The sequence below is a fragment of the Dysgonomonas reticulitermitis genome, from assembly GCF_054601275.1.
Genome location: NZ_BAAHWU010000006.1, coordinates 112,621 through 126,438, shown reverse-complemented (window position 1 = coordinate 126,438; position 13,818 = coordinate 112,621). Strand labels below are relative to the sequence as shown.

Here is a 13,818-nt window from a genome sequence, read left to right as displayed (position 1 = left end):
TTTGCTCTATCGAGCAAGACACGGACTAGAAGTCCGCGCCAGCAGGGGGAGGAAGGAGTTTTTCTCTCGTCATTGCGAGGGTTCGCCCGAAGCAATCCAGAAAGTAAAAAACGAAATGAGTGTGGAAAATGTTACATTTTAGTTAAAATAAGTACAGATTATTATGTGTTGTCGCATATGTTTTTTCTGGTTTGTCATGCTGACGACAGGAAGCATCTCCTGTCTCGGGGATCGGGATCCTTCCCTGCGGTCAGGATGACAAAGAGGGTAGCCGCGCGAGCAAGGGGCTAACAGCTAAAAGCTATCGGCTAACAGCTAAAAAATGAGTGTGGAGGTTTGTTACTTTTTAGTTAAAAAGATACGAGTAGACGAGATACGAGGTACAAGTTGTTGGCTGTTGGCTGATGACTGCTATTGTCGCTTCGCGCCATTCTTCACTTTTCACTTTTCACTTTTTCGTGCGATTGCCCTATAAAAATACAGATATATAAGGTTGAGAGCCGAATTATTTATAAATTTGCATTTCAACTAAATTATGATATGGATAAAAAGCTTTTAATAGCTAAACCTGTAGCAAGTGAACTGGAGATATTTAATTCATTTTACAAAGAATCTGTTTTTTGTAAGAATATAAGAATTCAGGAAATAATAGATTATATAATGAAGTCGGACGGGAAAAGAATACGTCCTATTTTATTATTACTTGCTGCAAAAGCCTGCGGAGAAATTAATAATACTACATATAACGCAGCTCTTACAATAGAGTTATTACACACTGCTTCTCTTATACATGATGATGTAGTAGATGAATCTAAAGTAAGAAGAGGAGCCGCTTCTTTAAATGCCATTTATGATAATAAAATGGCTGTTCTAGCCGGAGATTATTTTCTTTCCACAGCTCTTATAAAAAGCGTTATAACCGGAAATATAGAAATTATATCGAATATATCCGATCTTGGCCGCGACCTGGCTGAAGGAGAACTTAATCAACTTTCTTTAGTAAAAGAATTAATATTGGATGAAGATGAATATTTTCAGGTAATAAAAAAGAAAACAGCCTCACTTATGTCGGTATGTATGCGTATTGGAGCAATATCTGTAAATGCTTCAGAAGAAGAAGTCGGTAAATTTACTAAATTAGGTGAGTTGCTCGGATTATGTTTTCAGCTTAAAGATGATATATTCGATTATTTTACCGATGCTATAGGTAAACCAACAGGTAATGATATACGGGAAGGAAAAATCACACTCCCTTTATTATATAGCCTGAAAAATGCTTCAGAAGAAGATAAAAAAGAATTACTTTCTATTATATATTCATACGATTATACAAACGATAACATCCTAAAACTTATAGATTACGCAAAAAATAATGGAGGTATTGATTATACCTACAAAAAGATAGAGGAACTGAAAACTCAAGCGGAGGAACTAATAAGCACTATAGAGAAAGTTGAAGTACGCGAAGCTTTAGAAACAACAGTGGATTATATTGTGGAAAGAGCTTATTGATAATTAGTTACCTGATTTGCATTGTTTCAAGCTTTCAATTTTGTATCTTAGTTCTTTTTATATCAATAGACTAATTATTATTATGAAAATATTTAAATTTTTATTAATTCTAATGTTGTCCTCATTTCTTTTTTCTTGTGATAAAGACGATTACAAAGTAGAAACATTAACAGTTGCAGCACATAAGGCAGAATACCATCTGCCTTTTGGAGATGCCATCCTAATGGGCTATGCTGTAACGGATTCTGAGAATCGAGAGTATGTAATCGATTATATAGAAGGTTTTGAGGATAAATACGAAGAAGGGTATATATTTGTTATCAAAGTAAAGGTGGTAGAAAAGAATAAAAATAAAAAACCTGTCGAAGATTTATTTGGAAATGACTATTATTTGATAGAAATTATAAGTAAAGAGAAAGAATAATTAACTTGTAGAGCGGTATTATTACCGCTTTATTTCTTTGCCTGTGTTCGATCTGCCGAAGCCTGTTACCCGACGTGATCTTTTTAGCGGTAAACAATTTTCCTAACTAATCGTATCTGGTTTCCAAATTATGTTAGAGATAATAGACCGTGTTGTGATAAGCTTTCAATTTTTTTATTTTAATTACTGAAATACAGTACATATTTTTGTACATTTGTATTATAACTTTAAAGCAAAGAATTATGATAGTCATTAGTCCAACAGAATTACGGGCCGAACAAAAGAAATACCTTGATTTGGCGGAAAAACAAGAAGTAGTAATCAAGCGCGGGAACAAACTAATTCACCTGGTGGTGAAAGAAAGGCTTATTACAAATGAGGATATGGCACGGGGAATAACAGCCGAGGAACTGGTAAAAAGAGTACATAAACGGATAGATGCTTTTAAAGATAAAAAATGACCGTTATATTTTCGCCTGAAGTTTCTGATTACTTAGCCGATTTAGTAGAGGTACTTTATGATAACGATTACTTTGGATTTAAAGACGTCGCTAAAAAATATGTATATGATCTTGTTATAGAGATAAAAACTACTATTGACAAGAAAAGCAAGAAACAAGCCCCTCCTTATTTCAACCGATATGGCAAATGCATGCATTATTCCTTATTCAAAAAGAATAATAATACGTCATGGTATGTATTCTTCAACTACGAGGACGATATCTATTACATCAGGTACATAGGTAATAATCATACGTGTGCACAATATTTATCATAGACGTTGTTATAAGCTTTCAATTTTGTATCTTTCTTCAAACTTCATTTTATCACTTTATCTATTACCTCTTTCGCTACTTTTTCCATTATGGCATATCCTTCATCGGTAGGATGGACACCGTCTTTACCATAACTGCTAATAAGAGCCCTATTTTCATCGTGCATCACAGCATAATAATCTATATAAGCAAACTTATTTTTCTTCGCATATGCTTTGATACCTGCATTTAGAGCTTCAATTTTATCCGGTACATCTTTTATTTCTTTTCTCCATGGATATTCACCAACGGGCAGTACCGAAGACAGAATAACTTTTATACCGTTTGCTTTAGCAAGTTCAGCCATAGACATAATGTTACCTAACGTAAAAGCAGGATCGTAACTACCTGTATTTTCTGCTATATCATTAGTACCAATATTAATAACAACTGCAACAGGTTTAAGATTGAGTACATCCTGACGAAAACGAGACAGTAACTGAGGGCTTGTCTGCCCACTTATTCCACGGCCCACATAGTTATTAGATTGGAAAAAATCAGGACGTTGGCTCACCCATCCCTGAGTGATAGAATTACCAATAAATACAACTCTCTTTTCACCCTTAACAGGTAATGGTAGTTCAGCATTCGCTTTTTCGTATCTCTGCAAGTTAATTAATTCATTAAATTTCTGAGCATTACAAAATAAGCCGGTAAAAGAAATTAAAAAAGTAACAAATATAAATCTTTTCATATATTAAAAATTTAAATGTATATATTATTCGTTTTTTGTAGTTTGTGAATCATTTAAAATACTATTTATTGCATTCTGAACAAGAGTTTCCATCACTATGTACCCATCCTCGTTAGGATGTAAACCATCGAAAGTATATGAGGCTTTCAGACTACTATCCTCAGCTTTCATAGGAGTATTATAATCTACATAATAAAAACCATTTTCCTGAGCATAAGACTTTATCTTGTCGTTAAGTTGATTTATTTTTTCAGGAATATTTTCTATGCCACCTCTCCATCCAAATCCATTAGACGGTAATACAGATGATAAAATTACTTTTATATTGTTTATTTTAGCCAATTCGGCCATTGATTTTATATTACCAAGTGTAAAATCAGGATCATAAGTACCTGTATTCTCTGCTATATCATTTATTCCTGCGTTTATGACTACTACTTTCGGTTTCAATTCAATTACATCTTGCCGAAAACGAAGCAATAACAAAGAACTGGTCTGACCTCCTATTCCACGACATATATAGTTATTTTCGCTAAAGAATTTATATCGTAAATGTATCCAGTTTTCTGTAATAGAATTACCAATGAAAACGACTCTATTTTCATCATATTTTGGTATTTCAAGCTGGCTATTCATCCAAGCATAAGCATTGAGCTTAAATATATCTTTATTCCTTTTATTTCTATAATAATCTAAAGCTACATATCCGGCAAGGGCTATGTTCAAGACAACGGAAATAATGAATAAAACAATGAAGACCTTTTTTCTCTTGTTCATATTTTATCATCAAATAATATTAATATTAATTTCTTTTTAGAACTTTAAAAAAATATAGTGATCGTAATAGCCTGTTAATACTGTTTATTATTTGTAAAGGAAATACTTGCATATTCTATTTTTAAAATCTTATTATCTTATATATTCAGGTTATTAAAAGAAACAAAAATATATAAATTATTTATATAAAGCCTATTATATACTTTATTAAAATAGTGTTGAAAACTCATGGTGTTGAAAAGTATTTGTATCCTACTTTTCTTCCTGATGTTTATAACTCTTTCAAATATCAATTATAAATAAGGTCTGTTTTTAATTGTTTATAGCTGTAAATTTTATATATGTTGTTTTAATACGGAAAACAATATTGTTTCTTTTAAATTGTTTCAACAGTTATCAACAAGGTTATCAACAAAGAAAAATCTATATGATGAAATTTATAATATATTTATAATCAATATTTTAATATTTTTAATATTAATAAAAATCTATATGAGGCTCTGAATATATTGTTTCTTTCATTCTTCTTCTTCATCTTTACATCAGATACGTATCACAAACTAACTAAATCTTTAAGTAATCTATGATAATTAATGCAACATTCTCTTTGTCATCCTGAGGCACGAAGGATCTTGTTCCTTAAAAGCGGAACTGACAAGAGATGCTTCGTTCCTCAGCATGACAAAAACGAAAATTATGTTGTAATAAATACTTTCCATTACTTAATTTAAAAGTTTAACTTTATAATGAAAAATATGATTAAGTTAAAATTATTGTATTTTACTGTGTTAATAATAGGATTCTGTGTTCCTACTATTCTTTTCCTTTTTGTATATCCTAATAGTCTATTTTTTGTTATATTTCTAGGTATTTACATCTTTATATATAAACCAATAGCCGATTATATATATGTAAAGAAGAGAAATTTTTATCCGAATGAGAATATCTTAAAAAAATATCCTTTTTGGAGTCCTGCATTATTATGGAAAATGTATTTTGAATAAAACTGCTTCAATTTTATATATAAGCTACCCTAAAAATGGGTAGCTTATTTTATTATATATGAGTGAAAATACATTGTTTGTGATTTTATTTTTCTTTGTGCGACTTATTTTATATATGTTTTAAATAGCATATTTACAGATAAATATATAATTTTGTTGATTAGTTAATATAAAAGAGTAAAAAAATGAATTTCTTTAAAAGTTTATTAGCTTCTATTCTGGGATGTTTTATCGTCATCGGAATATTTATTTTGATAGGTGTTATTGCTTTGATGGCCATGACATTAGGTTCTGACGAAAAATATAATTTAAAAGAGAACACTGTTTTAACATTAAAGCTTGAGGGTGTTTTAGTTGAAAGAGCTGATTCTAATCCACTCATGGAAATGTTAGGATTAAGTGAAGCAGATCAGATAGGATTAGACGATGTTCTCGCATCTATAAAGAAGGCAAAAGAAAACGATAAAATAAAAGGAATATATATCGATGCAGGTATGGTTTCCGCTTCAAGCGCTTCTTTGAAAGAAATACGTGACCAGCTTGCAGACTTCAAATCGAGCGGGAAATTTATTGTCGCTTATAGTGATACATATCTGCAAGGATGTTATTATCTCTCTTCGGTAGCTGATAAAATAATAATGAACCCTCAGGGTAATCTCGATTTACACGGGCTTTCTGTTTCTCCCACTTTCTATAAAGGGTTACTTGATAAAATTGGTATAGAGATGCAGATATTTAAGGTAGGTACATTCAAATCGGCTGTAGAACCTTTTATGCTTGATAAAATGAGTGATGCTAACCGTGAACAGGTAACGTCGTTTCTTAATGATATGTGGTCTACTATCACAAGCGATATATCAGAATCGAGAAAGATGTCTGTTGAAAAGATAAATTTAATTACAGATTCTCTTGCCCTTTTCAGAAAACCTGAGATATGTGTACAAGATGGCTTATTGGATACATTATTGTATGAACCGGCTGTCAAAGAATATATAAAAACATTAGTAGGCGTAGAAGAAGTAAAAGATGTCCGTTTTGCATCTATCAAAGATATGACTACAGTAGAGTTTAAAAAGCCAAGTAAATCGGAGGACATAATAGCCGTTCTTTATGCCGAGGGTTCTATCACTAACGGATCGTCTAAGGAAGGTATAACAGATAAGAGATTTGTAAAAGAGATAGAAAAACTGAAGAACAATGATAAGATAAAAGCTGTTGTTTTCCGTGTTAATTCTCCCGGAGGAAGCGCTTATGCATCAGAACAAATATGGAAAGCCATTTCCGATTTGAAAGAAAAGAAACCGGTAGTAGTATCTATGGGCGATTATGCTGCATCGGGAGGATATTATATCTCATGTAACGCGTCTAAAATTATTGCGCAGCCAAATACATTAACCGGATCTATTGGCATATTCGGTATGTTTCCTAACTTTGAGGGGATAACTAAAAAAGTCGGATTGTCTTATGATAATGTGAAGACAAATAAAATGGCTGATTTTGGAGATGCTAATCGTCCGATGAGGGAAGATGAAAAAGCTGCTATGCAAAACTATATAGAACGCGGGTATGATTTGTTTTTAACACGCTGTTCGGATGGACGCGGAATACCTAAAGATTCTCTTGATCTGATAGCTCAGGGACGTGTATGGACAGGAGCGCAAGCGTTGAAAATAGGTCTTGTGGATGCTTTGGGAAATCTGGATACTGCAATAGCAGAAGCTGCTAAATTGGCAAAATTAGAAGATTATGGTTTGCGTAGTTTCCCTAAAAAGGAAGATTTCTGGGCTAATTTGTTTAATAATCAGAAAGAAGAACTCACAACCAAAGCCTTAAAAGAATATTTGGGTAACGATTACCAGATTTTTAAAACGATAAAAGAGATTAAAGAACAAGATTTTGTTCAGGCACGTATGCCTTATGATATTAATGTCAGATAAGATATAATGATAAATAATAAACCCGTACACATCAATAAGTGGTTATTACCATTGTCATGGTTGTACGGGTTTATTGTATATATCAGGAATAAATTTTTCGATTGGGGCCTGTTAAAACACGAAGAATTTGATGTTCCTGTTATTTGTATAGGTAATATTACGGTAGGTGGAACAGGAAAAACCCCGCATACCGAACTTCTAATAAAATTACTACAACAAAAATATAGGGTAGGGGTGTTGAGTAGAGGATACAAACGAAAATCAAAAGGTTTTGTTCTCGCTACAATCGACTCTACCAGTAGGGAAATAGGCGATGAATCGTTTCAGATAAAGCAAAAATTTCCGGATACAATCGTTGCTGTCGATGGCAATAGAAGAAGAGGCATAAAAGAACTGTTATCTCTGGAAAATCCTCCTGAAATAATTTTGCTCGACGATGCTTTCCAACACAGGTATGTAAAGCCTTCTTATACTATTTTACTTTCCGATTTCAACAGGCCTGTATATGACGATGTATTGTTACCTGCCGGTCGTTTGAGAGAGCCTGCTTCGGCAATGATCAATGCGAATATTATCATCGTAACCAAATGTCCGTTAGGTTTACAACCTATCGATTACCGTATTATTTCTCATGATATAAATGCTTTTCCTTATCAGGGATTATATTTTACTACACTTGTGTACAAGGCTTTAAAACCTGTTTTTGCAAATGAGAATAAAGAATTATCTTTGGATAATTTGTTTGCAAAATCTATTTTACTGGTCACAGGTATAGCGTCGCCCGACATGATCATTGATAAGTTGTCAGAATATACAGATAAGGTGCAAACTCTCGTATATTCAGATCATTATAATTTTAAGGCAAAAGATATAAGACATATTACGAGTGAATTCAGAAATATAACGTCAGAAAACAAATTGATATTGGTTACTGAAAAAGATGCAACCCGTTTGGTTTTAAGAAATGATATAGATGAGGATATAAAAACGAATCTATATTATTTACCTATTGAGGTGGCATTTGTTGATAAAGAGGAAGAGTTTAATGATAAAATATATAAACATGTTAGAGAAAATAAAGGAAACCGCATCATTTATAAAAAGTAAAATAGAAGCAGTACCCAATTTTGCTATTATTCTGGGTACGGGTCTTGGCGAACTTGTACATGAAATAAGTGACAAAAAAGAAATACCATACGATACCATTCCCAATTTTCCTCTTTCTACGGTAGAGGGACATAGTGGCAAACTGATTTTCGGTCAGCTTGGAGGAAAGCCTGTTTTGGCTATGCAAGGGAGATTTCATTATTATGAAGGATATAATATGCAGGAAGTTACATTTCCTATTCGCGTATTCCAGGCTTTAGGTATTCAATATTTATTTGTTTCCAATGCTGCCGGTGGAATGAACGGTAGCTTCGATATAGGTGATATTATGCTTATAGATGACCATATAAATACTTTTCCGGAACATCCTCTTCGTGGTAAGAACTATAAAGAGCTTGGTACCCGTTTCCCCGATATGAGCAACGCATATGATAAAAAACTGCGCTTGTTGGCTATGGAAATAGCTAAAGAGAGTAATATAAAATTGCAGCATGGAGTATATGTAGGTACACAAGGGCCAACATTTGAAACGCCTTCCGAATATAATTGGTTCCGTATTATAGGAGGCGATGCTGTGGGTATGTCCACAGTTCCGGAGGTTATTGTGGCCAATCATGCCGGAATGAAGGTGCTTGCGTTCTCTATAATCACCGATCTGGGTGTAATTGGTAAAATAGTAGAGGTAACACACGAAGATGTGCAGGAAGCGGCTAAAATAGCTCAACCCAAAATGGCATTCATCATGCAGGAAGTGATAAAACGGATCAACTAACATTTAATATATTATTTAGATGAAGGGTACAGATTATTTCTGTATCCTTTTTTATTACCTTTACAATCAATATCCTATTTAATATTTTACTATGAAATCACGATTTATCTTTATCTTTTTATTGTTTGCCTGGAGCTCGATTCAGGCACAAAATGTAACGTTGAAAGTCATAAATGCTGAAATTGCAGCTGGAGACTTTAACAAGGCGAAACAATCAATCGATCTGTATATCGCACAAAACAACCTTTCGGCAAAAGAGATATACGATCTTAATTTCAAGAAAGATGTTTTAGATAGAACATCCATCGATTTCTCTAAATCAAAAGATAATGTAATCGAGTATATTAAAAAGTATTATCCTGATGTGGATGATAAAATGATGTTGGCTTGGGAGGCTGAAAAATCCTTGGAAATGAAGCTTATCAATGGTGAAAAAAAGTATATGAGTAGGGCTGCGCCTAATCTTTTCAGAATAAATAAAGATGCGATAAAACGGAAAATAGAAATAGACGGCTCTCAGGAAGATAATGTAGGAAAAGTGTTAAGAACTCATTTACCTGCGGTTGTAGCCTCTCTTAAAAATACAAATACGACACAGGCTGATCCTGTGAAGATGAAGGTAAAATACACCGTAACTCTTAAACCGTATGTTGTTCCGGCAGGAGAGGTCGTTCGTTGTTGGCTTCCTTATCCTCGTGAAGATAACCGGAGACAAAAAGATGTAAAATTAATATCTGTAAATGATTCAAATTATGTAATATCCCCTCCCGGGTATGCTCATCGTACTCTGTATATGCAAAAGGTTTCCGAAAAGGACATACCAATGGTTTTTTCTATCGAATTTTCTTATTCTTCTGCCGCTGAGTGGTTTGATTTGGCGAATAAGCAGATAAAGCCATATGATAAGAGTAGTGAATTGTATAAAAAATATACGGCAGAACGTGATTCGCATGTTATTTTTACTGATAAGATAAAGGAGCTTTCGAAGAAAATTGTCGGTAATGAAATGGATCCTTATCGAATAACAAAGAAGATTTTTGATTATATAAATGACAATTACCCATGGGCGGGAGCCCGTGAATACTCTACTCTGGAGAATATACCCGAGTATGTGATAGATAATAAGCACGGAGACTGCGGGCAGGTAGCGCTTCTTTTCATTACTCTTGCAAGATACAATGGTATTCCTGCTAAGTGGCAAAGCGGCTTTATGACGCATCCAAATGGATTGAATCTTCACGATTGGGCAGAGGTTTACTATGAGGGAATAGGATGGGTGCCGGTTGATCAATCTTTTGGTAGACGTGATCTTGATTTGGACGGCGATGTCCGGTATTTTTTCTTGAACGGGATCGATGCTTACCGTTGGATAGTGAATGATGACTATTCACAACCTTTATTTCCGGCTAAAATTTATCCGCGTAGTGAAACTGTCGATTTTCAACGTGGTGAGCTTGAGTGGAGTGGGGGAAATATTTATTTCAATCAGTGGAATTGGGATATAGATGTTGAATATTTAGGTTTATGAATAATCGTTTATTTTATATAAAACAAATCATAGTACATGACAAAAAATATTTTACATACATTTAAAAGACTTATTATGTTGCCCTTACAGGGCGTAATTCCTTCGGTTGTTATCTCACCGGGGTGTTACCCCGGGCTGGAATATATCAGGCCTTCAGCCTGTTTCTTTCCTTGATGCCCTGAAGGGGTTACATAATATAGCCCAAAGGCAACGCCTTGGGTGGGAAAATGAAATCCCCTGAAACCGCGCCCTGTAAGGGCAATATAAGATTTTGCAATATTTTTTGTCATGTACTATGAACACAAATACATTATACCTTTTGTTTGGTATATGTTAAATAATCCATTTATTAAGAACCGGTATTTTTCTAATTATCAATACTATTAAAAGAGCAGCCAGGTAGACTATTATTGACAATATTGGTACGGATAATATTGCAGGAAATGTTCCGGTATTGATATTCAATAAATTTAAAGCCACGTTGAAAAAATCATGTACTAAATATATTCCAAAACTGCAGTTGGCCAGTAAGGTTATATATCTATTGTTTTGATATTTAAGTATTTTCGAACTATTATTGACTGTATTTTTTACTAAGACAAATACGAAAAATGCACCTAGCATGACATTTGGTGCAGTTCGGTCGAAATACTGGGTTGCTGGTCCGCCATTTACCAATCCTGTTATAGTTGATGCTATATAAGTTCCGAAAATAGCAATGATTCCTAATGTATATAATATTCGTTTCTCGGCCTTTGTCAAGTCGTACTTTGAGAAGAAATAACCAGCGATGAAATACCCTGTATAAGAATATAATTCACTGATACTAAAGCTAATATTTACATTATATCGTGCGTTGATTGTTGGTACTACTGATCCGAAGATAAAGTAGAGTATCAGGAAATATAGATAATGCTCTTTTTTAGCATTTGCTGTAAAAATGCGGAGTAGGGGAGTGAGAATATACATAGCGAGTAGAGGGTACAAAAACCATAAATGATGCCATGGAGTCCTTAAGAATATTTCGCTGTATATTCGATGAAAATCTCCGGATGATATTTCTTTAATTCCTAATAGTGAAGCTGTTATTGGGGAGATTAATCGGTAGGCTATACTCCAGAAAATTAGCGCACAAAGTACTCGGGGTATGGTTTTTGTATATAATTTTTTGAACGTTATTTTATAATTTGGATCAAGAAAAATGGCTCCACTTAACATAAAAAAGACAGGAACGCACCATCGAAGGCACGCTACAAAAAAATTAATTACATGCCATTCCGATTGAGAGTCTGCATATGCTGAGTACCAGCGATTTGTAGTAATGTGAAATACAACTACGGCGAAAATAGTGATGATTCTTAATAAATCGGCATATAATATCCGGTCTTTATTTACTTTTTCAATCATATTTATCTAATCAATTGGAGTCAAAGTTAGTAAAAATATTAAATTTCTTTTTCTGCAAAGTAATTTCGTAATAAAGCAGTTTTATGTTTTCCTATAATTTTTTCAAGTTCTGTATCGTTTACAAGCCTAATCCTTTTTACGCTTTTATATTCTTTGAGAAGTAATCGTTTGGTTTCATCTCCAATTCCTTTTATATTATCAAGTTCAGATTTAATTTGGCTTTTACTTCTTTGATTTCTATGGAATGTTATTCCAAACCTATGGGCTTCGTCTCTGAGATGTTGTATGACTTTCAACGATTCGCTGTTCTTGTCGAGATAAAGAGGTATCGAATCTTCGGGATAATATATTTCTTCCAGACGTTTGGCTATACCCACTATCGCAACTTTGCCGTATATATTCAAAGCCTTCAGCGATTCGCATGCGGCACTCAGTTGTCCTTTTCCTCCGTCTATAACTATCAGTTGGGGTAGGGGGGTATCTTCCTCGAGCAGTCTGTGATATCGCCTGTACACAACTTCACGCATTGTGGAAAAGTCATCAGGGCCTACTACGGTTTTTACATTAAAATGTCTGTAATCCTTTTTTGATGGTTTACCCATTTTGAAAACAACACAGGCTGATACAGGATTTGTACCCTGTATATTTGAGTTGTCAAAGCATTCTATATGGATCGGTAAGTCCTTAATATTTAAGTCTTTCTGTATTTCTTTCAATACTCTTACACTCCGCTGCTCAGGATTTAGGCTTTCTGCTTTTTTTAGCTTGTCTATTTTGTATTGCTTTACATTTTGCGTGGATAGATGCAATAATTTTTTCTTATCTCCTCGCTGAGGTATTGTAAATTCAACTCCATCCATTGTAAGGTCAGGGTAGAAGGGAACTACAATTTCTTTTGCTTTCGAACCGAACCGATCCCGGACTTCTATTATTCCAAGACTTAGCAGTTCCTCTTTTGTTTCATCCATTCGTTTACGATACTCGAACGTATATGCTTGAATAATAGCTCCATTATATACATTTAAATAATTTATATATGCAGCATTTTCATCTTCTTCGTAGCTGTATACATCGATGTTATATTTGATGGAACTGGTGACAGTGGACTTATTCTTGAAATTCTCAATGAGTTGATACTTTTCTTTTAATTTGTTTGCGTCTTCAAATTCCTGTCTCTCCGCAAGCTTTATCATGTCTGCGTAAACTCCATCACTTACAATGTTGGTATTCCCTTTTAATATTTCTTGTATAGAGCGGATACTTTTATTGTAATCTTCAAGGGACTGTAATCCGACACAAGGTCCCATGCATCTTTTTATATGGTATTCCAGGCAAACTTTATATTTTCCCTCTGCTATTTTTTCTGGAGTCAGATTTAATGAGCATGTCCGTATAGAATACATTTTATGAATGAATTCTAAAAGAGTCTTTACACTTACGACATTTGAATAAGGGCCATAATATTGTGAGCCATCTTTCATTATTTTTCTTGTTATTTCCACTTTGGGGAAATATTCATTTCGTATGACTATTGAAGGATAAGATTTGTCATCCTTGAGCATAACATTATAACGTGGCTGAAATTCTTTTATTAGATTGTTTTCCAGTAATAAAGTATCTTCTTCTGTGTCAACGATTATGTATTTAATATCACAAATTTTACTTACCAGAATTCGCGTCTTTGGACTGTCTTCATGTTTTTTTGTGAAATATGAAGAAACTCTTTTTTTTAAGTTTTTAGCTTTTCCTACATATATAATGGTTCCTTTGCTATCAAGGTATTGATAACAACCGGGTTTGTTTGGTATATTCTGGATTATATTTTTAAGATATTCCTTCAT

The 13,818-nt window shown here is 33.7% G+C and carries 13 protein-coding genes; 8 read left to right on the top strand and 5 right to left on the bottom strand.

Annotation, left to right across the window (positions count from 1 at the left end):
- Positions 1 to 540: 540 nt before the first annotated feature.
- The 4 genes from ACYPZI_RS05160 (at position 541) to ACYPZI_RS05145 (ending at position 2,714) form a co-directional block, all read left to right on the top strand.
- Positions 541 to 1,512, top strand: a complete 972-nt coding sequence (locus ACYPZI_RS05160) for a polyprenyl synthetase family protein (protein WP_459599297.1) — start codon at positions 541 to 543, stop codon at positions 1,510 to 1,512.
- A gap of 112 nt (positions 1,513 to 1,624) precedes the next feature.
- Positions 1,625 to 1,936 (top strand): hypothetical protein, encoded by a 312-nt coding sequence (locus ACYPZI_RS05155; RefSeq protein WP_459599295.1) that lies wholly within the window; start codon positions 1,625 to 1,627, stop codon positions 1,934 to 1,936.
- 242 nt (positions 1,937 to 2,178) lie between these two features.
- Positions 2,179 to 2,397 carry a hypothetical protein gene (locus ACYPZI_RS05150; RefSeq protein ID WP_459599293.1) on the top strand — a complete coding sequence of 73 codons (219 nt, stop codon included), beginning with the start codon at positions 2,179 to 2,181 and terminating at the stop codon, positions 2,395 to 2,397.
- Complete coding sequence (locus ACYPZI_RS05145; protein ID WP_459599291.1) at positions 2,394 to 2,714, top strand: hypothetical protein; 321 nt, start codon at positions 2,394 to 2,396, stop codon at positions 2,712 to 2,714. Before ACYPZI_RS05150 ends, ACYPZI_RS05145 begins: the two co-directional genes overlap by 4 nt.
- A gap of 41 nt (positions 2,715 to 2,755) precedes the next feature.
- Here ACYPZI_RS05145 and ACYPZI_RS05140 read toward each other — a convergent pair whose 3' ends face one another.
- A complete protein-coding gene (locus ACYPZI_RS05140; RefSeq protein WP_459599289.1) occupies positions 2,756 to 3,445 on the bottom strand; it encodes an SGNH/GDSL hydrolase family protein in 690 nt (229 codons plus the stop codon).
- Positions 3,446 to 3,469: 24 nt separating this feature from the next.
- On the bottom strand, positions 3,470 to 4,222 hold the full coding sequence (locus ACYPZI_RS05135; protein ID WP_459599287.1) for a GDSL-type esterase/lipase family protein: 753 nt from the start codon (positions 4,220 to 4,222) through the stop codon (positions 3,470 to 3,472).
- 1,189 nt (positions 4,223 to 5,411) lie between these two features.
- Here ACYPZI_RS05135 and sppA point away from each other — a divergent pair.
- From sppA to ACYPZI_RS05115, 4 genes are all read left to right on the top strand, one after another.
- Complete coding sequence (sppA, locus tag ACYPZI_RS05130; protein ID WP_459599285.1) at positions 5,412 to 7,163, top strand: signal peptide peptidase SppA; 1,752 nt, start codon at positions 5,412 to 5,414, stop codon at positions 7,161 to 7,163.
- A gap of 9 nt (positions 7,164 to 7,172) precedes the next feature.
- Complete coding sequence (lpxK, locus tag ACYPZI_RS05125; protein ID WP_459599299.1) at positions 7,173 to 8,270, top strand: tetraacyldisaccharide 4'-kinase; 1,098 nt, start codon at positions 7,173 to 7,175, stop codon at positions 8,268 to 8,270.
- Positions 8,227 to 9,042, top strand: coding sequence for a purine-nucleoside phosphorylase (locus ACYPZI_RS05120; RefSeq protein ID WP_459599283.1), 816 nt, complete (start codon positions 8,227 to 8,229; stop codon positions 9,040 to 9,042). The genes lpxK and ACYPZI_RS05120 overlap by 44 nt, the downstream gene beginning before the upstream one ends.
- A gap of 91 nt (positions 9,043 to 9,133) precedes the next feature.
- Positions 9,134 to 10,570 (top strand): transglutaminase-like domain-containing protein, encoded by a 1,437-nt coding sequence (locus ACYPZI_RS05115; protein WP_459599281.1) that lies wholly within the window; start codon positions 9,134 to 9,136, stop codon positions 10,568 to 10,570.
- Positions 10,571 to 10,695: 125 nt separating this feature from the next.
- Here ACYPZI_RS05115 and ACYPZI_RS05110 read toward each other — a convergent pair whose 3' ends face one another.
- The 3 genes from ACYPZI_RS05110 to uvrC are packed head-to-tail and all read right to left on the bottom strand — an operon-like array spanning position 10,696 to position 13,818.
- Positions 10,696 to 10,860 (bottom strand): hypothetical protein, encoded by a 165-nt coding sequence (locus tag ACYPZI_RS05110; RefSeq protein WP_459599279.1) that lies wholly within the window; start codon positions 10,858 to 10,860, stop codon positions 10,696 to 10,698.
- A 43-nt stretch (positions 10,861 to 10,903) separates the two neighbouring features.
- Complete coding sequence (locus ACYPZI_RS05105) at positions 10,904 to 11,977, bottom strand: acyltransferase (RefSeq protein ID WP_459599277.1); 1,074 nt, start codon at positions 11,975 to 11,977, stop codon at positions 10,904 to 10,906.
- Between the two features lie 38 nt (positions 11,978 to 12,015).
- On the bottom strand, positions 12,016 to 13,818 hold the full coding sequence (gene uvrC / locus ACYPZI_RS05100) for an excinuclease ABC subunit UvrC (protein WP_459599275.1): 1,803 nt from the start codon (positions 13,816 to 13,818) through the stop codon (positions 12,016 to 12,018).